This is a genomic window from Flavobacterium sp. (genome assembly GCF_965657075.1).
GTDB lineage: Bacteria > Bacteroidota > Bacteroidia > Flavobacteriales > Flavobacteriaceae > Flavobacterium.
In genome coordinates, this window is sequence record NZ_CBFHMV010000002.1 from 140,248 (window position 1) to 165,158 (window position 24,911).

The following is a 24,911-nucleotide window of genomic DNA, read 5'->3' on the forward strand; positions in this document are numbered from 1 at the left end:
AAAAGAATTTCTTCTAAAAATCCTCTGTATATTTGAAAATAATTATTTGCCATTTTCAAATTAAATGAATTCTACTCTGTTTTACAATTTATTACGAAAAAATTTTCCTTTTCAACCTACTTTAAATCAAGATATTTTTTTACAAAAGATAGCTCAATTCATATTAAGTGATGTTAAAAATGAAGTTTTTGTTTTAAAAGGTTATGCAGGAACTGGAAAAACCACTGTTATTTCAACAATCGTAAACCAATTATTGAACGTAAATAAAAAATATTTATTGTTGGCACCTACTGGTAGAGCAGCCAAAGTTATTAGTAATTATTCCAAAAAACCTGCATTTACCATTCATAAAAAAATTTACTTTCCCAAAAAAACAAGTAGTGGAGGAGTTAGTTTTAGTATGCAACAAAATAAACATACAAATACTATTTTTATAGTTGATGAAGCTTCCATGATTTCGGATACTAGCACCGAATCTTCACTTTACGAAAATGGTTCTTTATTAGACGATTTAATAATGTATGTCGAATCTGGAAAAAACTGTAAATTGATATTTGTAGGAGATACTGCTCAATTGCCTCCAGTCAACTTAGATGTGAGTCCTGCTTTAAATATTGAAACACTTCAAATTAATTACAACAGGGAAGTCCATCATCTAGAATTGGATGAAGTAATGCGTCAAGTAGAAGATTCTGGAATTTTATTTAACGCTACAGAATTAAGAGAAATACTAAAATCTAATTTTATTGATACTTTTAAATTTGATGTCAGTAAGTATAAAGATATCATAAGATTGGTTGATGGGTATGATATTCAAGACGCAATTAATCAAGCTTTTTACAATTATGGTTTAGAAGAAACGGTTTTTATTGTTCGTTCCAACAAAAGAGCCAATCAGTATAACGAACAAATTAGAACACGAATTTTATCTAAAGAAAGCGAATTATCTTCTGGAGATTTTTTAATGGTTGTAAAAAATAATTACTTTTGGTTGAAAGATTCTGATGAAGCAGGTTTTATTGCCAATGGAGATATTATTGAAGTTTTAGAGATTAGGAAAATTCAGGAACTTTACGGATTTAAATTTGCTACTGTTAAAATACGAATGGTAGATTATCCTACTCAAGCTCCTTTGGATACCATCTTATTGTTAGATACTATTAAAAGTGAATCACCTTCGTTAACTTATGAAGAATCCAATAAATTATATCAAGAAGTTTTGTTGGATTATGAAGACGAAACCACTAAATATAAAAAATTTCAAAAAGTTAAGAATAACGAATATTTTAATGCATTGCAAGTCAAGTTTTCATATGCGATTACGTGTCATAAATCTCAAGGTGGACAATGGAATACGGTTTTTATAGAACAACCTTATTTACCAAACGGTATTGATAGAGATTATATCAGATGGTTGTACACGGCCATGACAAGAGCCAAAGAAAAACTATATTTGATTGGATTTAAGGATGAGAATTTTGTAGAATAAGTAAGTATTAATATTTGAGTATTAAGTATTAAGACAAAAAAGAAGATATTTGGAAACCAAACAACAGACAACATATTACTAAAATGAAAACAATAGCCGTTATACCAGCAAGATATGCTTCCACACGATTTCCAGCTAAATTGATGCAAGATTTAGGAGGAAAAACAGTAATACTTCGCACTTATGAAGCTGCAAAAAACACTAATCTTTTTGACGATGTCTTTGTAGTAACCGATTCAGATTTGATTTTTAATGAAATTATTTCTAATAGTGGAAAAGCAATTATGTCCATAAGAGAACATGAAAGTGGTAGCGATAGAATTGCTGAAGCAGTCCAAAATATGGATGTTGATGTTGTAATCAACGTGCAAGGTGATGAGCCTTTTATTGACGAAAATCCGTTAAAATCTTTAATTGAAGTTTTTAAAAACGATTTAGATAAAAAAGTAGATTTAGCCTCTGTTATGTGTCAAATATTGGATAAAGAAGATATTGAAAACCCAAACAACGTTAAAGTTATAACAGATCAAAATGGATTTGCTTTATATTTTTCGCGTTCTGTTATTCCTTTTTCTAGGGAAGAAAATGTTGGAGTTCGCTACATGAAACACATTGGGATTTATGCTTTCAGAAAACAAGCTTTATTAGATTTTTACAGTTTACCAATGCTTTCTTTAGAAGCTTCCGAAAAATTAGAGCAACTTCGCTATTTAGAATACGGAAAACGCATCAAAATGATTGAAACCAATCACATCGGAATTGGAATTGATACAAAAGAGGATTTGGAAAAAGCTAGAAAGATGATTTAGAATTTGGAGTTTGGAATTTAAATTTTCAACTTCTTAATTGTAAATAATTCATTATGCTCTTCAATTTTTGGATACATTCTCAGCGAATACTCTTCCTTAAATTTTGAACGGTAGATTTTGTTTCTTTCTTTGTCTTTTTCGTTCAAAACCATTGTGTTGAATAAAATGAAGCCATTGAGGTTTAACAAGAAATTAATTCTATGGATAAAAAAATCTTCAAACAAAAAATTAGGCATCACCGTATCTTGAAAAATATCAATAATAATCAAATCGTATTTTTCTTTGGTTTTTAAAACAAATTCAAAAGCATCTTCATTTACCAATTCTAAATTTTTAATTTCATTGAGTTTAAAATATCGATTCGCTAATTCTATTACATTCTTATCTATTTCAACTCCTGTAATTTTATTTTTATATTTAATTTCATCTCTAAGGGTTTTAATCACACTTCCACCGGCAACTCCTAAAACTAAAACATTTTCAAATTTTTCAATTCTTTCAAAACCAATAAAACGTAATCCTTTCTTCAAAGCTCTCTGTAAACTTCCATAAGAATAATTAGTGTTTTTGGAGTCTAAAACCAATTTACCATTATTCCACGTAACTTCTAAAGATTTGTTTATCGAAGAATTTTGTTTGAAGATATTAATAGGAATTAAATAACTCAATAATTTTTGAAACATTATATTTGCGTTCTGTTTTGTGTAAAGGTAAAATATATTTTTAAATTTATACCATCATTAAAACAGTATTCCTAAAAGTCTAAAAAGAGTTTTTATTTTATAAATTAGATTGCATTTTAACGTAACAAAAGAGTTAGTCATTCATGAAAAGAGTTATATATAAGTTTATTTTTTGCACCATTTTTGGATGGAAAGTTGTGGGAAAAATTGATGAAAACATAAAAAAATGTGTCATTATTGCTGTTCCTCATACCAGTTGGTGGGATTTTTTTCTAGGAATTTTTTCAAGAGCAATTTTAAAAAAAGAAATCAATTTTGTAGCTAAAAAAGAGTTGTTTGTTTTTCCTTTTGGATATTTTTTCAAATGGACAGGTGGAACACCGTTAAATCGCCAACAAAAAGAAAATAAAGTTGACACTATTGCTAAAATTTTTGATAGTAAAGCTGTTTTTAGATTAGCCATTTCTCCAGAAGGTACCCGAAAAAAAGTAACTGAATGGAAAACAGGATTTTATTATATTGCATTGAAAGCAAATGTTCCAATAATTCCTGTAGCTTTTGATTATGAAAATAAAGAGGTGGTTTACCACAAACCTTTTTATCCTTCAAAAAATATAGAGGAAGATTTAAAAATTTTAAAATCTAATTTCCTTAACATCAAAGGTAAAGTTCCCGAAAACAGTTTTTTTTAACTTTTTTAAAACCATGATTATAAAATTTCCGTACATGTGGTTATAAAACAAAATAATCACTTAAAAATGAAAAGAAATTTTTTATTGTCGGCAGTATTACTTGCCACAGTATTCACATCATGTAATGATGATGACAACGCTAACAACCAAACAGCTGAATTAAAGCTTTTTACTACTAGTAATACTACTGGTAAGGTTTCATCAACAGATTTATTGGCAACAAATGCAGCAACAAGTGTTGTTTCTTTTGGTGTGAATGGATTAGATAATGACGGAGTTTATTATGATTCTGATTCAGATGAATTAATCGTTGCTTCAAGAACTAATAATAGATTAGAATCTTACCAAAATGTAAAAGCAGCCATTACAGCTAATGCATTAAACTTAACACTTGGAAATATAAGTTCAAATTCTGATTTTAGTAATCCAAGGGAAATTGCAGTTTTAGATGATAAAGTTATTGTAACTCAAGATCAATCACCTGCTAACGGAAATATCAATAAACTTTTAGTTTATCAAAGAACGGCTTCTGGCTTTACATTGTTAAATTCTTATTCTTTAGATTTTAAAGTATGGGGAATACATGTAACAGGAAGTACTTTGTATGCAGTTGCTGATTTAACAGGTGATTTAGTTATTTTTAATAACTTTTTTGCTCAACCATCAGGAAATTTAACAGCTTCAAAAAGAGTTACTATTGAAGGTTTAACTAGAACACATGGTATTACTTATTCTGTAAATGATGATGTTATGATTTTATCAGATGTTGCTTCTGCTACAGATGCTACAGATGGTGGATTAATAATCATTAATAACTTTAACAGCGTAATAGGTAGTACCGCAAATTTGGGAACAATTGCTATGAATGCTCAAATTAGAATTTATGGTTCAAATACAAGCTTAGGAAACCCTGTTGACGTAGCTTATGATTATGAATCAAATATTATTTATGTTGCTGAACGAGCAAACGGTGGAGGACAAGTTTTAACTTTTGCTATGCCAACCGCTTCAGGAAATATAGCCCCAACATCTGCAAGAGCTGAACTTGGCGTTGCTGCTGTTTATTTGGCAAGATAATATTGATTGTTGTTTTGGTTTTTTGAAAGCTACCTAATGTATTTTAGGTAGCTTTTTTTATGGATTATAATTTTTGAAAGTACCATTACTGTAAAAAATAACTATTCGTTCAATCTCACTATTTTTTGATGGAGTGGAAGGAGTTTGACTTAAAATAATTTCTTCTTCAATTGGTGAAATTTTATTATCTTCTGTAATCGAATCAGAAAATAAATCCTCATTTTTTACAGTATTTGAATTTTCAATTTTGTTGCTTGCAATAATTGGCTTTTCAATTTTTACTTGCTCTTGATAAACAATTTCTTCCTTAGGGAATTTTCCATTTCCGTAAATAATCCACTCTAAAGTCACTTCAGGAAATTCATCTATAATTTTCATAATAAATTCTAAGCTTGGTTTGTTTCTTCCAGAGAGTAGGTGCGACAAGCTTGAACGTTGTACGTTTATTTTATCAGCAAATGAAGAAGCTGTTAAACTGTAATAATCTAATATGAGTTCTAGTCTTTTTATGAATTTTTCTACGTTTACCATTGTAAATTTTTAGTGCATTAAAAAAGGTTTACAAATGTAAATAATAATATATTCAGATACAAATTTAACTTTGTAAACGCAATTTTAGTGTTTTTGTAATTGTTTAAGTAATATAAATTAAATAACTGATTATAAGTGTTTTTTTAGATATTTGATATATTGTAAAAGTTATTAACATTGTTGAACTTCTTAGATACGATCAGCTGTTTACATAAGTAAAATAAAAAGTTTTTAAAGTTGTTTACATTTGTAATTCATAAGTTGTTTACATTTGTAATTCATAAATGTAAACAATGAATTATAAAGAAATATTTACTACTTATCATCAAAAGAAGGTATCAGGAAGGTATGTTACAAACGAGACAATAATACCTTTTTTAGAAGATTTGAATGATAATTTTAAAGTATCAATTGAAGGATATTCTGTTTTGGAAAAACCAATTTTCTCTGTCCAATTTGGTCATGGTAAAATCAAAATTTATATTTGGTCGCAGATGCATGGTGATGAATCTACATGTACAAAAGCCATTTTAGATTTATTAGAAGTCTTAAAAAAGGAGGTTGCATTCAGTAATTTTATACAAGAGAACTATTCCTTGTACATTATTCCTTTAGCTAATCCAGATGGAGCCGAAGCATATACTCGAGTCAATATAAATCAAGTTGATTTAAATAGAGATGTCAACCAATGTTCGCAACCTGAAAGCAAAATTTTGAAGAATGTTTTTCATAATTTTAAACCTAATTACTGCTTTAATATGCATGATCAACGAACTATTTACGGTGTTGGAGCAACAAACAAATCGGCTATAATTTCATTTTTAGCACCAGCTTTTAATGAAAGCAGAGATGTTAATGTATTTCGTTCTAAAGCAATGAATGTTATTGGAGCTATGAATAAGGAACTGCAAAAGCACATTCCAGGTCATGTAGGAAGATATAATGATGCATACTGTGATTCTTGTTTTGGGGATTATTTTTCGTCACAAAACGGTATTACAATCTTATTTGAAGCAGGACATCATCCAAATGATTATTCAAGAGATTTAACTCGTAAATATATCTTCATCGGTTTATTAACAGCTTTGAATAATATTTACGAAAACGTTATAGTTGATGATAATAATTCAGAATATTTCAATATTCCTGAAAATAAAGTAAGTTTTTTTGATATTCTTTATAAAAATGTCAAAATAAATGAAGATAATATTGAAAAAATAATTAATTTTGCTTCTCAATATACAGAAGTAGTTGATGGAGATGATATTAAATTCGAAGCTAAAATAGTTTTAATTGAAGATGCTGATTCAGAATACTTTGGTCATGTTGAATATGATATGAAAGGTGAATTGTTTCATTCAAAGTTTAGTCTAGTTCCTATTAATGATTTAAAATCTTATTTTTATATTGGAGAAAACATGGAATTTGTGAACGGAATTTTGAAAGAATAGTTAGTAAAACCTGTCTTATTTAATTTTAATTTTTGAACAAAACAGAATATATTATGAGTAAATTTAGATTAGACGAAGTAGATCATCAAATATTAGATATGTTGATTGATAATACAAGAGTTCCTTTTACAGACATAGCTAAAAAGCTATTGATTTCGGCTGGAACAGTTCATGTTAGAGTAAAAAAAATGGAAGATGCTGGAATTATTCAAGGTTCATCTTTAACTTTAGATTATGAAAAATTAGGCTATTCGTTTATTGCATATGTAGGTGTTTTTCTTCACAATACATCACAAACAAAATTTGTTTTGGAGCGTATTAATGATATTCCTTTTGTAACAGTTGCTCATATTACTACTGGTAAGTTTAATATTTTTTGTAAAATTAGAGCTAAAGATACCAAACATGCAAAAGAAGTTATTTTCATGATTGATGATATTGAAGGAGTTTATCGTACGGAAACTATGATTTCTTTAGAGGAAAGTATCAACGATAAAAAACGATTGATGCATACCATTTTTAAAGAACTATAAAATTATTTTGAGCCTCATTATTGAGGCTTTTTTTTATTATGAATATTCCAAAAAACGAATTTGCTCCTTTTTATGCTAACTACATAAGTTTAGCTCAAAGTTTAGAATTAACAAGTGATTTTCAAAATCAAATGGATTCTTGTCTTGAATTCTATAAAAATATTGCTGATGATAAATTAGGCTTTAGTTATTTGCCAAATAAATGGACAATTAAAGAAGTTCTAATTCATGTTATAGATTGCGAAAGAATATTTGCTTACAGAGCTTTAAGAATAGCCAGAAACGACAAAACTCCTTTACCAGGCTTTGATGAAAACAGTTTTACCAAAGAAGTATATGCTTCTAATAGAACCCTGATAAGTATTTTGAAAGAATATACAACTGTAAGAAACGCAACCATATCTTTATTTGAATCGTTTAACGAAGAACAATTGTTACGTGTTGGAATTGCTTCAGATAAAACAATTTCAGTAAGAGCTATTGGAAAGATTATTATGGGACACGAATTACATCATATTCAAGTTATAAAAGAAAGATATTTATAACAGACTTTTAAACAAAAAAAAAGTGCTTTTAAAGCACTTTTTTTTGTTTTATTTATTCATCATCTTCATCCTCATCATCCTCATCAGATGATTTTTCAGTAATGGAATCAGAATCTGTGTCTTCTTCATCATCTTCGTCCTCTTCAATTTCAAGTTCTTTTAAAGAATCAAGTGCTACTACTGGATCATCAATTTCATCATCCTCATCATAATTTTCGATTCTATCAGCTAATTTAGTACTTACCTTAACTAAATAAATAGTGTCTTCTGTACGCACTTCCACTGCCTCAATAGCTTCATTTTTAGCGTTTTTGAATCTAATGATATCTGAATCATCATATCCATCAGGAAATCGCTCTACTAGTAGGGTAAGGATTTCATTTGTTAATTTTGCATAATCAACGATTACTCTTTTCATTGGGTTGTTTTAAATCTTAAATTTTGTTCAAAAATAATATCCTATTCTCAATATACAAACTTTTTTTTGAAAAAAATTATTGTCCAAGAATATAGGCAAAAACTAAGGGTGCTACAATGGTGGCATCAGATTCAATAATAAACTTTGGCGTATGAATATCTAATTTTCCCCAAGTAATTTTTTCATTAGGAACAGCTCCTGAATAAGAACCGTAACTGGTTGTAGAATCTGAAATCTGACAAAAATAACTCCAAAAAGGAATATCATGCATTTCCATATCTTGATACAGCATTGGAACTACACAAATAGGAAAATCTCCAGCAATTCCTCCACCAATTTGAAAAAAACCTAATCCTTTTCCACCAGAATTTTTTGGATACCAATCTGCTAACCACATCATGTATTCAATTCCGCTTTTAGTTGTAGAAACATTTAATTCTCCTTTGATACAGTATGAAGCAAAAATATTTCCCATGGTACTATCTTCCCATCCTGGTACCACAATTGGTAAGTTTTTTTCGGCTGCAGCCACCATCCAAGAATCTTTAGGATCAATTTCGTAGTATTGCTCTAAAACTCCTGAATTAATCATTTGGTACATGAACTCATGAGGAAAATATCTTTTACCTTCATTTTCTGCTTTTTTCCAAATGTCTATTAAATGCTGTTGTAGTCTTCTAAAAGCTTCTTCTTCTGGAATACAAGTATCTGTTACACGATTGTAGTGATTTTCCAATAAATCCCATTCTTCTTGAGGTGTTAAATCTCTGTAATTTGGGATTCTCTTGTACGAATTATGTGCCACCAAATTCATGATGTCTTCTTCTAAATTAGCACCGGTACAAGAAATAATGTGAATTTTATCTTGACGAATCATTTCGGCTAATGATTTTCCCATTTCGGCAGTACTCATAGCTCCGGCTAAGGTTACCATCATTTTTCCATTGTCCAATAAATGTTCTTCATAACCTTTTGCAGCATCTACTAAGGCAGCAGCATTAAAGTGTAAGTAATTTTTTTCTATAAATTGACTAATTGGTCCTTTCATATTTTTTGAGTTTATTGATTTAACGAATTTATTGTTAAACCGATTGTTGTATTTTTATTTTTGATAACCTAAAATTTTCATTATGTCTTCAGCCTTTTGTTGTTCAGAAAAGACTTCGGTTGCAATAATTCCGTTTTCATCTTTATCAATTAAAATGTGTTTTGGTTGTGGAATTAAACAGTGGTGTAATCCTCCAAATCCTCCAATAGTTTCTTGATAAGCTCCTGTATTGAAAAATCCAATGTAGAGTGGTTTTTCTTTATTGTATTTGGGTAAATAAACTGCATTCATGTTTTGTTCTGAATTGTAATAATCATCGCTATCACAAGTTAAACCTCCAAGAAGTACCCGTTCATAAGTATCATTCCATCGGTTGACTGCCAACATAACAAAACGCTTGTTAATTGCCCATGTATCGGGAAGTGTTGTGATAAATGAACTATCAATCATGTTCCATTTTTCTCTATCGTTTTGTTGTTTTTGATATAAAACTTGATAAATTGCCCCGCCACTTTCACCAACGGTAAATGAACCAAATTCTGTAAAAATATTTGGAACATCGACCTCTGCATCGTCACAAGCAATTTTAATTTGGTTGATGATTTCATCAATCATGTATTGGTAATCATATTCAAAGGCTAATGAGTTTTTGATAGGAAAACCGCCACCAATATTTAAACTATCTAAACTTGGACATTCTTTTTTAAGGGCAATGTATACTTTTAAACATTTTAATAATTCGTTCCAATAATAGGCTGTATCACGTATTCCTGTATTGATAAAAAAGTGAAGCATTTTCAGTTCCACTTGTTTGTTTTCCTGAATTTGTTTTCTGTAAAATGGAACAATATTTCTGTATCCAATTCCTAAACGAGAAGTATAAAACTCAAATTTTGGTTCTTCTTCGGCAGCAATTCGAATTCCGATTTTGAATTTACCATCAATTTGTTCTTGTAATAAATCCAATTCTTCATAATTATCAATTACTGGAATGGTATTTTTTTGTCCGTTATTAATCAAACGAGCAATATTGTCAACATATGCATCACGTTTGAAACCATTACAAATTACATAGGTTTTCTTTGTGATTTTTCCTTGTTCTAAAAGATTTTCTACAATATTAATATCAATAGCTGAAGAAGTTTCAATATGAATATTGTTTTTGAAAGCTTCATTCATGATAAATTCGAAATGAGAACTTTTAGTACAATAACAATAATGATAGTTACCTTCGTATTTATGTTTTTCCATTGCCTTTCTAAACCAACCTTTTGCTTTGTTGATGTTGTTAGAAATTTGAGGCAAGTAAGTGAATTTTAAGGGTGTACCATATTGTTCCACCAATTTCATTAAGTCAATATTATGAAACTCAAGATTGTCCTTATTTAGCTTGAATTCATCTTGTGGAAAATAAAAAGTTTGATTTATTAAGTCGAAATATTTTGTATTCATTTTAAATTAGAGTTTTTTTTGATAATAATTATATTGAAAATCAGTAATATACGAAATTCAAACTCTAATATTAGCAAATATTACGACAAGTTTTTCTTTAAAAGTCTTTGTAAGTAAAAAGAGCTCAACATTTACTTCATAGAATAGGGAAGTATTTAATTTTGAATTGATCAAAATAGAATCTCTTTGATTTGAAGTTTTTTTGAATGTGTATGCAGTTTCTTTCATTGCCACAAAGGTAAAAATTAATTTACTTTTATATGGATTATTGCATTAAATTTTTAAGCAGTTGCATAATCTTCAAAAGCCTTGTAAATAAGGGTATTGTCTGCTTTTTCATCAATTTTGATGTTGCCAATTCCATCTAATAAAGCAAATTGGATTTTACCAAATTCATTTTTCTTATCATAAATCAATAATTCGATGATTTTATTGATATCGTTTTTATTAAAACTGACAGTTTCATAAATATCTTTTAAAATGTACTTAATCTCAAAATATTCTTCTTTAGAAATTAAGTTTTTTTCCATTGAAATATAACTTTCCAAAATCATTCCAACAGCGATTGCTTCACCATGTAAAAGTGTTGTTTTGGCATCATTTTCTAAGCAATAACTTTCGATAGCGTGACCTAATGTGTGTCCAAAATTAAGAGATTTTCTAAGGCCATTTTCAGTTAAATCTTGACAAACAATTTCGTTTTTTATTTGAATCGATTCGTAAATTAAACCATCTAAATCATCTGATTTCAAATTAGATAAATTTTTAAATTTATTCCAATATGTTTTATTGAAAATTAATCCGTGCTTTAGCATTTCGGCTAAACCTGAACGCATTTCTAGTTGTGGTAATGTTTCTAAAAAAGAGGTATTAATTACTACAGCTTTTGGTTCTTTAATGATGCCTATTTGGTTTTTGAGCGCTCCTAAATCTACACCATTTTTACCACCTATAGAGGCATCTACCATTGCTAATAGAGATGTAGGAACATTAATAAAATCCATACCTCTTTTAAAAGTACAAGCAATAAAACCGCCAATATCTGAAACAACGCCACCACCAAGATTGATTAAAATGCTTTTTCTGTCAGCACTTAGTTCGGATAAAGCTTCCCAAATATGTAAACAAGTATTGATGTTTTTATTTTCTTCACCTGCTTCAATTTCTATGATTTCAATTTCAACTTCGGTAGCCAAATTAGCTAAAAAGTTGGGCAAACAATGGTTACTTGTATTTTCATCTACCAGAATAAAAATTTTAGAATAAGCTGTTTTAACTAATGTTTTTTTTAAGTAATCATAGCTATTTTCACCAAAGAAAACTTCATAATTTGTGGCTTTTATTGTGTTCATTTAAAATTTATTTGCAGTTGGCTTGAATGTTTTCTGGTATTGTATATCCTTTTGTTTTAGCAATGCTTAAATATTCACAACCTTTAGATTTATCATTCAAAGTCAGATAATTACAACCCATTACAAATTCGGGTAAACCATCTTTAAAATAATTACTTTTTATTGATTTTTCTATATATGGTTTTGCTTCTTTTGGTCTCGATAATTTATATAGTGACATACCAATATTCATGTCATGAATGATACTTTCTGGTTGTAGTTTTTTCAATTCTTTACTAATTTCTAGTCTTTTTTTCCAATCATTTTTAGTGTTATTCAGTTTTGTAGATAATTCTATTATGTAATCTAATTTCTTTTTTTGATCAGCTTCAGATGTTTTTGAAAGATTCTTATCCATTACATTAATTGGATTTTCTTGCGCGCTCTCATTTTTATTTAGAATTATTTTTCCGTTATGATTGTAAATTCGATTAAAAATTGAATCAAATTTTTCATTAGAGCCATATTTGTCGTGATATAGTTTTGCTTCATCTAATTCTTTTATTTTATTTAATTTTTTTAAAGTTAAAATATAATTGGTAAACAAAACTTCTACTTTTGGATACATTTCAAAAGCCATTTTTCGATATTTATAAACACTATCATAATTAGAATAATTTCCGTAAATGGAAGCAACAAGATTTTCATTGTACATTATGTATTTATTGTCATTTTTTGTTCTCATTAATAGCTCTAAAGCTTCATCGTATCTTTTTTCTTTAATTAAATATTTTGCTTTTAATGAGGCGATAGTATATCCAAATTCATTTAAGTTAGGATAATTAGGTAAAACTTCATCCACCTTATCGTAAGATAATTTCATAGCTTTTTCATCTGCAAAAACAGTATTTTGTCCGTAAAGAGATTTAAAATATTTGTAGTTAGGAATTACCAAAATGGCACTCAATACCGTAGCAAAGGCAATTACATAATTTGAATTGATGTATTTAGTATTACTGTTTTTATCATTTTCAAGATTTAAAAAGAAAAATAAGATGATTAAAAAATGGACTTGAGTTAAAGCTACATGCAATGGAAAATTTAATAAAGAGTCTATGACGTAAACCATTAAAAGCATTAGGACAACAAAAGGAAGCCATTTTTTTTCTTTTTCAAGATTTTTATTTAAAATTCTTTTAAAGCAAATGAAAGAAGTTATGATAAAGAGAGATAAATATAGTAATCCCGTAAGAATTCCTGATTCTGCACATACTTGAAGAAAGTCTTCATGGGAATATTTTGAAATTCTCCAACCATCTCTTTGCTTACTTTCAAAAGGCAATACTTCAATTTTATAATTTCCATAGCCAACTCCAGTTAAAGGTTCTTTTTTAATAAGTTGAATAGTATTATTCCATAAAGTCAGTCGATTTCCTGAAATTTCATTAATGTCTTCTTTTTTTTCAATAACTTTATCAATAGTCTCTGTTTTTTTCTTTTTTATGTGCTTATTAATTGCCCAATACGATACACCATAACCAACCAAAGCAGTCAAAAGAAAAAGTATTATTTTAGTTTTAAATACTTTGAATTGCTTTGTGTAAATAATAAAAGAAATTATAAATACTAATAGAAGAAAATAAGAAATTATATTTGTTCTAGATCCAGTTGGAAATAAAACTAATGTTCCCAAAAAAAAGGTAATTAAAAAGAAATATTTTTTTTTGTTTTTAAAATAATAATAGCAGTAAAGTACAAATGGCAATTTTAGCATGATGGTTGATGCCATAATATTAACATTTCCAGAATTTCCTTTTACAATTTGACTTGAAACTAAAAAATCAAATTTAATTACTTTATTATAAAATTGCGAAGCAACCATAAACATTTCATAGAAAAAGATAATACTGATAGCGATGGAAAAATTTAATAAAACAGATTTTTTAGTATTAGATGTAATGCTTAATAACAAAAAAGCACAAAAAACAGATAGTAGTTTTATATAACTAACAATTCCTTCTATTTGGTTATCACCAAAAAAAACAGATATTCCGCTGAGTGCAACAAATGCAATGTATAATAGAGTGACTTTGTTTAAATAAAATTTAGACCATTCTATTTCGTCTTTTTTAAAGAAATAGATAATTATTCCTATCACAACATTAATTATGCTGATATACAACCATTGAATTCCCATGATATCAATTGACATACCTTTTGGTAAAAAAGTAATTAATATATAAGCTATTAAAAAGGCAATAACCAAAAACCCAGAAGCTTGTTTTATTTCTGAAGTATTCGATAAATCTTCAATTTTTATTGTTTTGTCTTTCTTCATAGTATTAAATTTCAATAGGTGCAGTAATTTTAATTTTGGTGAATTACGAATTTTAACAAATGTAATAATTTTGATAAATAATCATATTATTTGAGTTTGATAATTCTGAAAAAATCTTTTTCTATACTATATTTGCATCTCAAAATTGAAACATGGAAAAAATATTCACAAATACACAAACTGCTTTTGCATTAAAAAGTGATTCGGAATTAGAAAGAGCTTATTTTTTATTTAAAATGATTGAAAGTCAACCGCTTGTTCGAATTGGAACAGCTGTTACAAATTTTGCTTTAAAAGCTCACTTACCTGTTGAAGGATTAATTCGTTCTACTGTTTTTGATCATTTTTGTGGTGGTGTAAACGAGAATGATTGTTTGAGTGTTGTTGATAAGATGTTTACTAAAGGAGTTTCATCGGTTTTAGATTACTCTGTAGAAGGAAAAGAAGCTGAAGAGCAGTTTGAAGCCGCTTTTGCCATGACCATGAAAACTATTGAGTTTGCTAAAGAGCGAGATGCAATTCCTTTCGCAGTATTTAAGCCTACTGGTTTAGGAAGATTTGCTTTATATCAAAAAATAGGAGAAAAAATAGATTTAACTGCGGAAGAACAGATTGAATGGAACAGAGTAGAGGAACGTTTTGATAAATTATGTAAAGCAGCTCACGATAAAGATGTAGCTGTTTTAATTGACGGTGAAGAAAGTTGGATGCAAGATGCAGCAGATGCTATTGTGGCGCAAATGATGAAAAAATACAACAAAGAAAAAGCAATTGTATTTAATACTTTACAAATGTACCGTTGGGACCGATTGGATTATCTTAAAAAATTACATGAAGAAGCTAAAACGGAAGGTTTTTACATAGGTATGAAATTAGTTCGTGGTGCTTACATGGAAAAAGAAAATACAAGAGCTGAAGAAAAAGGATATAAATCTCCTATTTGTGTTTCCAAACAAGCAACCGATGTCAATTATGACCAAGCTGTTGATTACATGATAGAGCATCTTGAAATGATGTCCATTTTTGCAGGAACTCATAATGAAGAAAGTTCTTATAAGTTGATGCAACAAATGCAACAAAAAAACATTTCTCCTAACGATTCTCGAATTTGGTTCGGACAATTGTATGGTATGAGCGACAACATAAGTTATAATTTAGCAGCACATGGGTATAATGTAGCTAAATATTTACCTTTTGGACCTGTTAGAGATGTGATGCCTTATTTAATACGAAGAGCAGAAGAAAATACTTCTGTGGCAGGACAAACTAGTAGAGAGTTGGATTTGATTAAAGCAGAGAAACAGAGAAGGAAGTTGTAATATGAAATTTTTTTATTTTCTTTTGTTATATATGCTTTTTAGTTGTTCAGATAATGAATTAACTGAGGTTGATTATAAAGTTTATGCAGAAGAAATAGTTGTAAATATTAAAAGAAAGGAAGTCAAAAAACTACAAGATAAGTTTGATATAAATTTTATTTTAGACGATATCAAAAAAACATCTGATACTTTAGGTGTTGCTAATCAATATAAACTGAGGAAAACTTATGTAGTTAATCAACTTTTTGAAGTATATGCTCCATATTTAAAAAATATAATTGATTTAGTCACTAAAGAAAGTGAAACCAAACTTTTAAAATTATTTAAAGAAAAGAATAAATATCATGCATTAATCATGATTAAAAATAATGATAATTTTGAAATAACTGATTTTATTTTAGAACAAAGAAACAATAAAGTTTTCATTACCAATTATATATCAACTGTAACAAGTTTTAATTTGAATGTACATTTCAACTGGGCAATTCAAAATCAATTAATGAACGTACCAGAATATTTTAATGCTCAAAAATATTTAGTTGCATCAAATAATTTATATGAAAGAAAAGAATATAAAGAGGCATATGAAGTGTTTAATCAAATTCCAGAATATTTTCAAAATTTCCCCAACTTTTATATTTTGAAAGTAAAAATTACTCGCGAAATGAATGATGAACAGTTATTTGCTAATACTTTAGAAAATTGGATTAGTTTAAACTATGACAATAAATGTTTTAGATATTTAAAAGCTTCTGAACTCTATTATTATGTTAATGATAAAGAAAAATCATTAAAATATTTAGATTCTCTTGAGAATTTTATTGGAAAAAACAGTGTTATTAATGACATAAAAAAATCCCGATTTAACTAAAATCAGGATTTTTTTATTTTAATACAAACTACTATATTTCTTCGGATTAGCTTCGTTCATTATTTCATAAACCTTCTCAAAAACATCTTCAACACTTGGTTTTGAAAAATAATCTCCATCGGTTCCATAAGCTGGTCGGTGTGGTTTGGCAGCTAAGGTTTGTGGTTTACTATCTAAATAGTTATAGGCGGATTGATTTTCTAAAACTTCTTGTAAAATATAGGCACTTGCTCCACCTGGAACATCTTCATCCACCACTAATAAACGATTTGTTTTCTGAATACTTTTTACAATATCATGATTTAAATCGAAAGGTAATAACGATTGAACATCTATAATTTCAACATTAATATCGTGTTCTTGTAATTCTTTGGCAGCTTGTTCTATGATTCTCAAAGTTGAACCATAAGACACTATTGTAATATCTGAACCTCGTCTAATGGTTTCCACAACTCCAATTGGTGTAGTGAATTCGCCCAAATTAGTTGGCATTTTTTCTTTTAAACGATAGCCATTTAAACATTCTACGATTAAAGCTGGTTCATCGGTTTGCAATAAAGCATTGTAAAAACCTGCTGCTTTAGTCATGTTTCTTGGTACTAAAACGTGAATTCCACGAATGGCGTTGATAATCATTCCCATTGGAGAACCTGAATGCCAAATTCCTTCTAATCTGTGACCACGTGTACGAATGATTAAAGGTGCTTTTTGTCTTCCTTTGGTTCTATATTGTAGGGTTGCTAAATCATCACTCATGATTTGAATAGCATACAACAAATAATCTAAATATTGAATTTCTGCAATTGGTCGTAAACCTCTCATAGCCATACCAATTCCTTGACCTAATATGGTAGCTTCACGAATTCCAGCATCTGAAACTCTAAATTCGCCATATTTTTCTTGCATGCCTTCTAAACCTTGATTTACATCACCAATATTTCCTGCATCTTCACCAAATACTAATGTTTCAGGATATTTTGAAAAAATAGCATCAAAGTTATCTCTAATTACAACTCTTGCATCCACTTCTTCTGCTGAATCATCAAATATGGGTTTAATTTCATTTATTTTGGCAATAGCTTCTTTTGAAGAAGAGAATAAGTGTGAACTAAATTTAGGTTGAATAGTTTCTTTATAACCATAAATCCAAGACGATAAATTGGCTTTACTATCTTCATTTTTGATTAGACGTAAAACTTTTCTAGCAGTTGAAAGCGTGTCTTTTCTGATTGGTTCTTTTATTGAAGCTAAATCTGATGCATATTTCTCAATAAAAACTTTGTTTGAACTTGAAGCAGCAATTGAATTCAATAACTCAACTAATTCATCTCGTTCCGTTTTAATAGGGTTCAAATAGGCATTCCAAGCAGCTTTTTTTCCTTCTAAAACTTCTTTCTTGATGGTTTTTTCTAACTCTTCAATTTCTTCTGCTGTGATTAAATTGTTTTCAATTAACCATGTTTTCATTTTTGCTAAACAGTCAAACTCAGTTTCCCAAGCTAAACGTTCTGCATTTTTATATCTTTCGTGACTTCCTGAAGTAGAATGTCCCTGTGGTTGCGTTAATTCTTGCACGTGAATTAAAACAGGAACATGTTGTTCTCTTGCAATTTCAGAAGCTTTCTGATAAGTTTCTACTAAAGCAGAATAATCCCAACCTTTAACTCTTAAAATTTCGTATCCATTATTGTCTTCATCTCTTAGAAATCCTTTTAAAATTTCGGAAATGTTTTCTTTTGTAGTTTGATATTTTGCATGTACTGAAATTCCGTATTCATCATCCCAAACGCTCATTACCATTGGTACTTGTAAAACACCAGCAGCATTGATTGTTTCGAAAAATAAACCTTCAGAAGTTGAGGCATTTCCAATCGTTCCCCAAGCTACTTCATTTCCATTGATGGAAAAATTAGTTTTATTAGGAATTCCGTTTACATTTCTATAGATTTTTGAAGCTTGTGCTAGACCTAATAAACGAGGCATTTGTCCAGCAGTAGGAGAGATGTCTGCGCTTGAGTTTTTTTGTAATGTTAGGTTATTCCAATTCCCATTTTCATCTAAACTATGTGTAGCAAAGTGTCCACCCATTTGACGACCAGCACTCATAGGATCATTTTCTAAATTGGTATGACCATATAAACCTGCAAAAAATTGCTCGATGGTTAAAGCGCCAATTGCCATCATGAAGGTTTGATCACGATAGTAACCTGAACGAAAATCACCATTTTTAAAGGCTTTTGCCATAGCCAATTGAGGTATTTCTTTTCCGTCACCAAAAATACCAAACTTAGCTTTTCCTGTTAATACTTCTTTTCTACCAAGAAGGCTACATTCTCTGCTAGTTACTGCTATTTTATAATCGTTTAGGACTTCTGTTTTAAAATCTTCAAAAGTTAAATTTTGTTTGACTTGTGCTTCCATAAATTATATGCAAATTGGGTTTGGTACAAATTTAATAAATAGTATGAATTATTTATATTTTTTTTATTTAATTTTTAAACAAAAAATAAATAAAACGTTTTATTTTACAGTTTTGTTAATGATAAATGTATAAACAGCTTATAATTATGAGAATTTTTCAATAATTAGCTTTAAAACCATTTTCTTGTAAATAACGAAATCAGTGTTTTTGGACTTAAAGTAACTACAAAGCGTATTTTTTGATCGTAATTATCTTGTTTTAATTCAAAACCATTAGAGGAATATACTGGAAAAAACAGTTCGAAATAATCAGGAACTAAATTTAAATGAATTCCAGAATCATAAATGAACTTTGGATTGGATAATTTGTTTTTAAATAAACCAACATCGCCATAAACCTCTATCCAATTCCAAATATTAAAACTTCCATTTACTGCAGTAATCCATTGATTGGCATAACGAGTATTAAATTTTGATTTGAAACCACCTTCGGCCAAAACAAATTGTTGACTAAAAATTCCAGTGGATTCTGATCGTCCAATAAAATTATAATTGAATAGATAATCTGTTGGTCTGTCGATTCCGAAACTAAAAAATTCAGAATTTGTGCTTTTATACATAAAAGTTCCAAAGTAAAATCTCAAATTAATTCGTCTATTATCTTCAAATAATTTTCTGTATTCAATTTCACCAGAAATTTTTCCAAAAGCACTAGATAATTGTAAATCAGTGTTTAATGAATAATGTTTTGTCATTTCCGATTGAATATTGAAATATTTGGCATTAAAAATCGAATAATTTTCAGTGTTATTATCAATAGCAAAAGCAGTTTTTTCTCTATTGATATATAATTGAGTAAGTTGAATGTACTCGTTTTTATTTTGTCTGAAATTTTCATCACGAAAACTAAAAAGTATATTCGGATTTATTCTAGTAAATAAGGCGTCTGGAGCATAATTTGACATGGATGCACCCAAACTGTATCTAATATTGAACAACCTTCCATCTCTAATAAATTGATTTATTTGAACATTGGTAGAACCCAATATTTTTCCAGTATTTGTTGAGAATTCAGGATTCAAATCAAAAATGAATTGTTTGTTTAGTATGGATCTGTTGTTAATTCTTAACCCAAATGAGATTCCATTATACAAGTTATATTGAACAGAAGGAACATAAAAAATTTGATTGTAAAAAGGGTTTTCTATGTCTTTAAAAAACGTGAATTTAATTGGTCTGTTGTTGTATAAAAAGCTTTTTAAATTGTACCAATTGTTACGTGCATTAAACTCAGGAACTTCATTTTTATAATTAATAACTAGTTTTTCAATTCCATTTCTAGGTATTGTAATTGTTGAATCGTTTGCAATATTTGTGAACCATTTTTTATAAACAATTTCCTTATCCTTTAGGCCATAAACTGCTATTGGAACAGCAACTTGAGTCTTGTTTTTAAGTGTAAATTGAATGCTTTCTTTTTTCTTTATTACTTTGCTAAAAGTGTAATCAATAAGGTCTCTTTTTTCAATAATTGTTCTAAAAAACCAATCCAAATTTTGATTTGAATTTGTAGTTAAAATGTATTCAAAATCATATCGATTGGTTTGAAATTGTTGGTTCAAATTCATGTATTCTGAAATACTTTTTAAAACAATTTCATTTTCTAAATAACTATCCAAATATCTTAAACTCAATCCGGCTCTGTATTTTCCAGCAATTTGTTCGTTAAATTTAATGAGAGAACTTTTATAATCACCTATAGGTTGATCTAAATTTTTTCTAGCCATTAACAAATAGGCATAATAAAATTGATCATTAAAATCCATATTGATAATATTGTATCCTTTTAATATTTTGAGTTTAGCCAAACTTCCTAACATTTTAAAATTCGGATAATTTTCATCAATATATTGCATGATTAAAAACTGTTGAATTCCTTCGGTAATCCAATGGTCTTTACGATGATTTATTTGAATGTTTTCCTTGAGGTAATTATTCAGATAAGTTTTTAAAAATTTAATTTCAAAAATAAATTCGTCCGGAAAAGGATTTATAAATGAAGGCAATTGATTGACTCCATAAAAAGGATTTTTATCATAATTTTTTTGCGAAACTACTATTTTTGGTATGGTAGGATTTCCTAATTTTTGCGCAACATATTTGGATAATTTGTCAATTACTATAGCTGTTTGTATGTCATTTAGTCTTTTATCACTCATGTCAGAAATAACTTCTATAATTTCATTTTTATAATGTTTATAAGAAGTTTTTTCTTTAGGTTGCAATATGATGCTAAAGTCTTGTCTTTTGTTTCCTGATAAATTAATCAAGGTTTCATTATTATTTGCATGATTTAAATCTGAAAAAACAATATAATTTTCAGGAATTTCTAAACGAATTGAAAAGTTGGCTAATTCATTAGAAATATCATCTAAATTCTCGTTACTTTGAGTTAGAAATTGTTTGTTTTCATATCTTGGAATGCTTAAAAACCAATCTTTTAAATAAATAACATCGTCCGAATTAAAACCGTATTCGGTAAATTTATCGTTTGGAATTTTGACATTGAAGTAAGTAGTAATTTTTTGACTTTGATTGGGTAAAATTGGATTTTTTAACAACAACTTAATAACATCAATTTGATTGTTGAGTCTTTCAAATTGTAAAAAATTAGATTCATCATCAATAAAAGAAATGATTTTAGTGTATCCTTTGTCATTTTCACTTGCCAAATGAAAGCCTCTTTTGAATTCATCAGAAAATCGTTTGGCTAATGCAGAACTTTTTGATGAGAATGCATTATTCCAATCGTTTAAAATCAGAAATTTTATGGTATCATTTGAAGTGTTATTGAAAGTAATGTCTTGATTTACTTGAATCACTTTAGAAGAAATGTTGATTTTGGCTTTAATTTCAATAGTATGCTGCGCCCATAGGAAAACAGGAAACAATAGAAATATAGGTATGAAACGTAATGAGTTCAAATTTTATAGCAATTTTAGAATGTAAATATAGAAAAACAGCGGTTTTATATGCTTATTATTAACATTATTTTGTATAATTTGTTGACAATAGTTTAACATGGTATCTATTTGATTCATGAATTAAACAGTATCTTTGAAAAAATTTAGATATGTTCAAGAAAATAGCACTTTTAATGCTTTTTATTAGTTTCAATACTTTGTTTTCACAAGTGGTGATTAATGAATTAGATGCTGATACACCAAGTACCGATACCTTAGAATTTATTGAATTAAAATCTGCCACACCCAATTTTTCATTAAATGGATATGTTTTGGTGTTTTTTAATGGATTTTCTAACGGTTTTGGAAATGTAAGTTACAACGCAATTGATTTAGATGGGTACACAACAGATATTAACGGAATTTTTTTAATAGGAAACTCATTAGTTTCTCCAACTCCAGGATTAATAATTCCGAACGCATCTATCCAAAATGGACCTGATGCAGTAGCACTTTATCAAGCAAATGCTTCTGATTTTCCTTTAGATACACCTGCAAATACAATTAATCTTATTGATACTTTGGCTTATTCAAATAATGCAACAACTGGACCATCAACATTGATGACTGCATTAGGATTGACCAGTTTTGTGAATGAAAATCAAACGTCAAGTGCTACATCAAAATCTATCATAAGAAATAATGATGGCTCTTATTCAGTGGCAACGCCTTCACCTGGAGTGAATAATGATGGCTCTGGAGTTGTTTTAAATGGTGTTTCTGTTGCAACTTCTTTGACGGAATTATCTGAAGGTGAGTCTTTTGTAATTACTTTTACGACTCAAAATCCAGTTCAAAATTCAAATTTAGTTTTAAATTTTTCTTTAAGCAACGGAAATTTTGGTGTTAATGACTTTACAGGTAATCTTACTTCTACAATTTTTGTTGGAGAATCTACTTCCTCTGTAACCATAACAATTTTTGACGATACAACAGATGAAGGTGATGAGGAATTAAAAATAGACGTTCAAAATGTAGCTCAAGGATATTTTTTAAACAATAATAATGTTATAGTTAGAGTGCATGATAATGATTTTGTTGTGCAAGCTTGGGGAACACCATTAAATCCTACTTTTGGAATTGTTTCAAGTACTGCACCAACAAATTATTATTCTAGTTTGAATGGTTTATCAGGAAGTTCGTTAAAACAAGCTTTGCAAGATATTATTGCCGATCCAAATGTAGTACATGGACATACTTATGGAGATGTTGCTGAAATCTTATTAACTTCAGACCAAAATCCAGCAAATGGAAGTCAAGTTTGGCAAATGTATGTAGAACAACCTCGTTCTAAAATTGATTATCAAGTGAGTTCAAGTAATATTGGTGTTTGGAATAGAGAACATATTTTTCCACAATCTAGAGGTGGTTTTCAAGAAGGGACTTTTTCTTTTTCTGACGGAATTAATGTTTGGTTTCCAGTTAGTGCAAGTGATGTTTTAGCAGGTCATGGAGATGCACATCATATTAGAGCTGAAGATGGTGCCGAAAACAGTTTAAGAGGCAATAGAAATTATGGAGTTGACTACAATGGACCATCAGGAACACAAGGCAGTTGGAAAGGTGATGTAGCGAGAGCTTTATTTTATATGGATGTGCGATATAACGCTTTAAATGTTCTGAACGGTAATGTTGCAGAATCTCCAAGCGGTTTTATTGGTGATTTAGCTACTTTGTTACAATGGCACCAACAAGATCCACCAGATGATTTTGAAATGAATAGAAATAACTATATCTACACTTGGCAAGTAAATAGAAATCCATTTATTGATAATCCAGATTTAGCTAGTTATATTTTTGGTAGTAATTTTGGTCAAACATATACTTTAGGAAATGAAAACTTTGAAATATCAAATATTGTAGTTTACCCAAATCCAACAACAGATTATGTAGTAATCGCTGGAATTGAAGCAGAAGCTAAAGCTGAATTTTATTCTATAACAGGTCAAAAAATAAAAGAAGTAACATTTACTAATGAAATTACTTTATCTTTAAGTGATGTTACTGCTGGAGTTTATTTGGTTAAGATATCAAACGAAAATTCAAGTATAACTAGAAAGATTATTGTAAAGTAATTCTAATAACAACTTTCAATAAAAAAGTCCTTCGTTTTGAAGGACTTTTTTGTTTTTTTAAAAGTTCGGTGACAAATTATATTTCTTATAAAAACTATCTAAAGCTTCTAAAACTTGGTCTTCGTTGTCTACAATTTTAATTAATTTTAAATCATCCGGACTAACTGTTTTATATTTTTCAATTAGAGTTGATTTTACCCATTCAATTAAACCTGACCAAAATTCGCTCCCTACTAATATGATAGGAAACTTTGCTATTTTTTTTGTTTGAATCAAAGTAATTGCTTCAAATAATTCGTCTAGAGTTCCAAATCCACCAGGCATAACCACAAATCCTTGTGAATATTTTACAAACATTACTTTACGAACAAAGAAATAATCAAAATTCAAGTTTTTATCTCTATCAATATAAGGATTGAAATGTTGTTCAAAAGGCAAATCAATGTTTAATCCTACTGAAGTTCCGCCACCAAAATGGGCTCCTTTGTTTCCAGCTTCCATAATTCCTGGTCCACCACCAGTAATTACACCATAACCACCTTTACTGATTTTATAAGCAATTTTTTCGGCTAGTAAATAATTTGGATCGTCTGATTTTGTTCTTGCTGAACCAAAAATAGAGACACATGGACCAATTCTTCCCATGGCCTCGTATCCATTTACGAATTCAGACATGATTTTAAAAATTGCCCAAGAATCATTGGTTCTTATTTCATTCCAAGTTTTTTGTTTTAACTTGTCTTGTATTCTTTGATCGTCATTTTCAAATTGATCTTCTATCATTTTCTTTTCTTTTATAATTAAA

General features: G+C 28.8%; 20 protein-coding genes. 10 read left to right on the plus strand and 10 right to left on the minus strand.

Annotated features, from left to right (window positions below):
- Positions 1 to 64: 64 nt before the first annotated feature.
- Together ACTF56_RS02150 and kdsB are read left to right on the plus strand one after the other, a co-directional pair.
- Positions 65 to 1,489 carry an ATP-dependent DNA helicase gene (locus ACTF56_RS02150; protein ID WP_438965262.1) on the plus strand — a complete coding sequence of 475 codons (1,425 nt, stop codon included), beginning with the start codon at positions 65 to 67 and terminating at the stop codon, positions 1,487 to 1,489.
- Positions 1,490 to 1,572: 83 nt separating this feature from the next.
- A complete protein-coding gene (kdsB, locus tag ACTF56_RS02155) occupies positions 1,573 to 2,298 on the plus strand; it encodes a 3-deoxy-manno-octulosonate cytidylyltransferase (RefSeq protein WP_438965263.1) in 726 nt (241 codons plus the stop codon).
- Positions 2,299 to 2,315: 17 nt separating this feature from the next.
- On the opposite strand, the gene ACTF56_RS02160 is transcribed toward kdsB, so the two are convergent.
- Complete coding sequence (locus ACTF56_RS02160) at positions 2,316 to 2,981, minus strand: spermidine synthase (RefSeq protein WP_438965264.1); 666 nt, start codon at positions 2,979 to 2,981, stop codon at positions 2,316 to 2,318.
- A 143-nt stretch (positions 2,982 to 3,124) separates the two neighbouring features.
- Here ACTF56_RS02160 and ACTF56_RS02165 point away from each other — a divergent pair, with 143 nt between their 5' ends.
- Together ACTF56_RS02165 and ACTF56_RS02170 are read left to right on the plus strand one after the other, a co-directional pair.
- On the plus strand, positions 3,125 to 3,673 hold the full coding sequence (locus ACTF56_RS02165; RefSeq protein ID WP_438965265.1) for a 1-acyl-sn-glycerol-3-phosphate acyltransferase: 549 nt from the start codon (positions 3,125 to 3,127) through the stop codon (positions 3,671 to 3,673).
- 66 nt (positions 3,674 to 3,739) lie between these two features.
- Positions 3,740 to 4,750 carry a hypothetical protein gene (locus tag ACTF56_RS02170; RefSeq protein WP_438965266.1) on the plus strand — a complete coding sequence of 337 codons (1,011 nt, stop codon included), beginning with the start codon at positions 3,740 to 3,742 and terminating at the stop codon, positions 4,748 to 4,750.
- A 57-nt stretch (positions 4,751 to 4,807) separates the two neighbouring features.
- Here the strand turns inward: ACTF56_RS02170 and ACTF56_RS02175 are convergent, their stop codons facing one another.
- Complete coding sequence (locus ACTF56_RS02175; RefSeq protein WP_438965267.1) at positions 4,808 to 5,281, minus strand: helix-turn-helix domain-containing protein; 474 nt, start codon at positions 5,279 to 5,281, stop codon at positions 4,808 to 4,810.
- A gap of 293 nt (positions 5,282 to 5,574) precedes the next feature.
- On the opposite strand from ACTF56_RS02175, the gene ACTF56_RS02180 reads away from it, so the two are divergent.
- From ACTF56_RS02180 to ACTF56_RS02190, 3 genes are read left to right on the plus strand one after another with little or no spacing between them, the layout of a single operon-like run.
- Complete coding sequence (locus tag ACTF56_RS02180) at positions 5,575 to 6,732, plus strand: M14 family zinc carboxypeptidase (protein ID WP_438965268.1); 1,158 nt, start codon at positions 5,575 to 5,577, stop codon at positions 6,730 to 6,732.
- Positions 6,733 to 6,785: 53 nt separating this feature from the next.
- Complete coding sequence (locus ACTF56_RS02185; protein ID WP_438965269.1) at positions 6,786 to 7,265, plus strand: Lrp/AsnC family transcriptional regulator; 480 nt, start codon at positions 6,786 to 6,788, stop codon at positions 7,263 to 7,265.
- A gap of 38 nt (positions 7,266 to 7,303) precedes the next feature.
- Positions 7,304 to 7,810: a DinB family protein gene (locus ACTF56_RS02190; RefSeq protein WP_438965270.1), complete on the plus strand. Its 507-nt coding sequence runs from the start codon at positions 7,304 to 7,306 to the stop codon at positions 7,808 to 7,810.
- Between the two features lie 52 nt (positions 7,811 to 7,862).
- Here ACTF56_RS02190 and ACTF56_RS02195 read toward each other — a convergent pair whose 3' ends face one another.
- The 5 genes from ACTF56_RS02195 to ACTF56_RS02215 all read right to left on the minus strand — a co-directional run bounded on the left by ACTF56_RS02195 (position 7,863) and on the right by ACTF56_RS02215 (position 14,397).
- Entirely contained in the window at positions 7,863 to 8,228 is a 366-nt protein-coding gene (locus ACTF56_RS02195) for a DNA primase (RefSeq protein ID WP_438965271.1), read from the minus strand.
- Positions 8,229 to 8,304: 76 nt separating this feature from the next.
- On the minus strand, positions 8,305 to 9,276 hold the full coding sequence (locus tag ACTF56_RS02200; protein WP_438965272.1) for a deoxyhypusine synthase family protein: 972 nt from the start codon (positions 9,274 to 9,276) through the stop codon (positions 8,305 to 8,307).
- A gap of 54 nt (positions 9,277 to 9,330) precedes the next feature.
- The gene (locus ACTF56_RS02205; RefSeq protein ID WP_438965273.1) at positions 9,331 to 10,728 is read right to left on the minus strand and encodes an arginine decarboxylase; all 1,398 of its coding nucleotides are present in this window, start codon (positions 10,726 to 10,728) and stop codon (positions 9,331 to 9,333) included.
- 281 nt (positions 10,729 to 11,009) lie between these two features.
- Positions 11,010 to 12,080 carry a 3-dehydroquinate synthase gene (gene aroB, locus ACTF56_RS02210; RefSeq protein WP_438965274.1) on the minus strand — a complete coding sequence of 357 codons (1,071 nt, stop codon included), beginning with the start codon at positions 12,078 to 12,080 and terminating at the stop codon, positions 11,010 to 11,012.
- 7 nt (positions 12,081 to 12,087) lie between these two features.
- A complete protein-coding gene (locus ACTF56_RS02215; protein ID WP_438965275.1) occupies positions 12,088 to 14,397 on the minus strand; it encodes an O-antigen ligase family protein in 2,310 nt (769 codons plus the stop codon).
- 152 nt (positions 14,398 to 14,549) lie between these two features.
- Between ACTF56_RS02215 and ACTF56_RS02220 the strand changes: the two genes are divergently transcribed.
- Both ACTF56_RS02220 and ACTF56_RS02225 read left to right on the plus strand, forming a co-directional pair.
- Entirely contained in the window at positions 14,550 to 15,716 is a 1,167-nt protein-coding gene (locus ACTF56_RS02220) for a proline dehydrogenase family protein (protein ID WP_438965276.1), read from the plus strand.
- Between the two features lie 31 nt (positions 15,717 to 15,747).
- Entirely contained in the window at positions 15,748 to 16,587 is an 840-nt protein-coding gene (locus tag ACTF56_RS02225; protein ID WP_438965277.1) for a hypothetical protein, read from the plus strand.
- Between the two features lie 18 nt (positions 16,588 to 16,605).
- Here the strand turns inward: ACTF56_RS02225 and ACTF56_RS02230 are convergent, their stop codons facing one another.
- Together ACTF56_RS02230 and ACTF56_RS02235 are read right to left on the minus strand one after the other, a co-directional pair.
- Positions 16,606 to 19,008: an alpha-ketoacid dehydrogenase subunit alpha/beta gene (locus ACTF56_RS02230; protein ID WP_438965278.1), complete on the minus strand. Its 2,403-nt coding sequence runs from the start codon at positions 19,006 to 19,008 to the stop codon at positions 16,606 to 16,608.
- 170 nt (positions 19,009 to 19,178) lie between these two features.
- Positions 19,179 to 21,992: an aminopeptidase gene (locus tag ACTF56_RS02235; RefSeq protein WP_438965279.1), complete on the minus strand. Its 2,814-nt coding sequence runs from the start codon at positions 21,990 to 21,992 to the stop codon at positions 19,179 to 19,181.
- Positions 21,993 to 22,141: 149 nt separating this feature from the next.
- Between ACTF56_RS02235 and ACTF56_RS02240 the strand changes: the two genes are divergently transcribed.
- Positions 22,142 to 24,106 (plus strand): endonuclease, encoded by a 1,965-nt coding sequence (locus tag ACTF56_RS02240; RefSeq protein WP_438965280.1) that lies wholly within the window; start codon positions 22,142 to 22,144, stop codon positions 24,104 to 24,106.
- A gap of 57 nt (positions 24,107 to 24,163) precedes the next feature.
- Here the strand turns inward: ACTF56_RS02240 and ACTF56_RS02245 are convergent, their stop codons facing one another.
- Positions 24,164 to 24,889 (minus strand): TIGR00730 family Rossman fold protein, encoded by a 726-nt coding sequence (locus ACTF56_RS02245; RefSeq protein WP_438965281.1) that lies wholly within the window; start codon positions 24,887 to 24,889, stop codon positions 24,164 to 24,166.
- Positions 24,890 to 24,911: the final 22 nt, after the last annotated feature.

What these genes read in the sequence shown, in the direction of transcription:
- ACTF56_RS02150 (WP_438965262.1), top strand. Translation starts at nt 65, where the DNA reads ATGAATTCTACTCTGTTTTACAATTTATTACGAAAAAATTTTCCTTTT.
- kdsB (WP_438965263.1), top strand. Translation starts at nt 1,573, where the DNA reads ATGAAAACAATAGCCGTTATACCAGCAAGATATGCTTCCACACGATTT.
- ACTF56_RS02160 (WP_438965264.1), bottom strand. Translation starts at nt 2,981, where the DNA reads ATGTTTCAAAAATTATTGAGTTATTTAATTCCTATTAATATCTTCAAA.
- ACTF56_RS02165 (WP_438965265.1), top strand. Translation starts at nt 3,125, where the DNA reads ATGAAAAGAGTTATATATAAGTTTATTTTTTGCACCATTTTTGGATGG.
- ACTF56_RS02170 (WP_438965266.1), top strand. Translation starts at nt 3,740, where the DNA reads ATGAAAAGAAATTTTTTATTGTCGGCAGTATTACTTGCCACAGTATTC.
- ACTF56_RS02175 (WP_438965267.1), bottom strand. Translation starts at nt 5,281, where the DNA reads ATGGTAAACGTAGAAAAATTCATAAAAAGACTAGAACTCATATTAGAT.
- ACTF56_RS02180 (WP_438965268.1), top strand. Translation starts at nt 5,575, where the DNA reads ATGAATTATAAAGAAATATTTACTACTTATCATCAAAAGAAGGTATCA.
- ACTF56_RS02185 (WP_438965269.1), top strand. Translation starts at nt 6,786, where the DNA reads ATGAGTAAATTTAGATTAGACGAAGTAGATCATCAAATATTAGATATG.
- ACTF56_RS02190 (WP_438965270.1), top strand. Translation starts at nt 7,304, where the DNA reads ATGAATATTCCAAAAAACGAATTTGCTCCTTTTTATGCTAACTACATA.
- ACTF56_RS02195 (WP_438965271.1), bottom strand. Translation starts at nt 8,228, where the DNA reads ATGAAAAGAGTAATCGTTGATTATGCAAAATTAACAAATGAAATCCTT.
- ACTF56_RS02200 (WP_438965272.1), bottom strand. Translation starts at nt 9,276, where the DNA reads ATGAAAGGACCAATTAGTCAATTTATAGAAAAAAATTACTTACACTTT.
- ACTF56_RS02205 (WP_438965273.1), bottom strand. Translation starts at nt 10,728, where the DNA reads ATGAATACAAAATATTTCGACTTAATAAATCAAACTTTTTATTTTCCA.
- aroB (WP_438965274.1), bottom strand. Translation starts at nt 12,080, where the DNA reads ATGAACACAATAAAAGCCACAAATTATGAAGTTTTCTTTGGTGAAAAT.
- ACTF56_RS02215 (WP_438965275.1), bottom strand. Translation starts at nt 14,397, where the DNA reads ATGAAGAAAGACAAAACAATAAAAATTGAAGATTTATCGAATACTTCA.
- ACTF56_RS02220 (WP_438965276.1), top strand. Translation starts at nt 14,550, where the DNA reads ATGGAAAAAATATTCACAAATACACAAACTGCTTTTGCATTAAAAAGT.
- ACTF56_RS02225 (WP_438965277.1), top strand. Translation starts at nt 15,748, where the DNA reads ATGCTTTTTAGTTGTTCAGATAATGAATTAACTGAGGTTGATTATAAA.
- ACTF56_RS02230 (WP_438965278.1), bottom strand. Translation starts at nt 19,008, where the DNA reads ATGGAAGCACAAGTCAAACAAAATTTAACTTTTGAAGATTTTAAAACA.
- ACTF56_RS02240 (WP_438965280.1), top strand. Translation starts at nt 22,142, where the DNA reads ATGTTCAAGAAAATAGCACTTTTAATGCTTTTTATTAGTTTCAATACT.
- ACTF56_RS02245 (WP_438965281.1), bottom strand. Translation starts at nt 24,889, where the DNA reads ATGATAGAAGATCAATTTGAAAATGACGATCAAAGAATACAAGACAAG.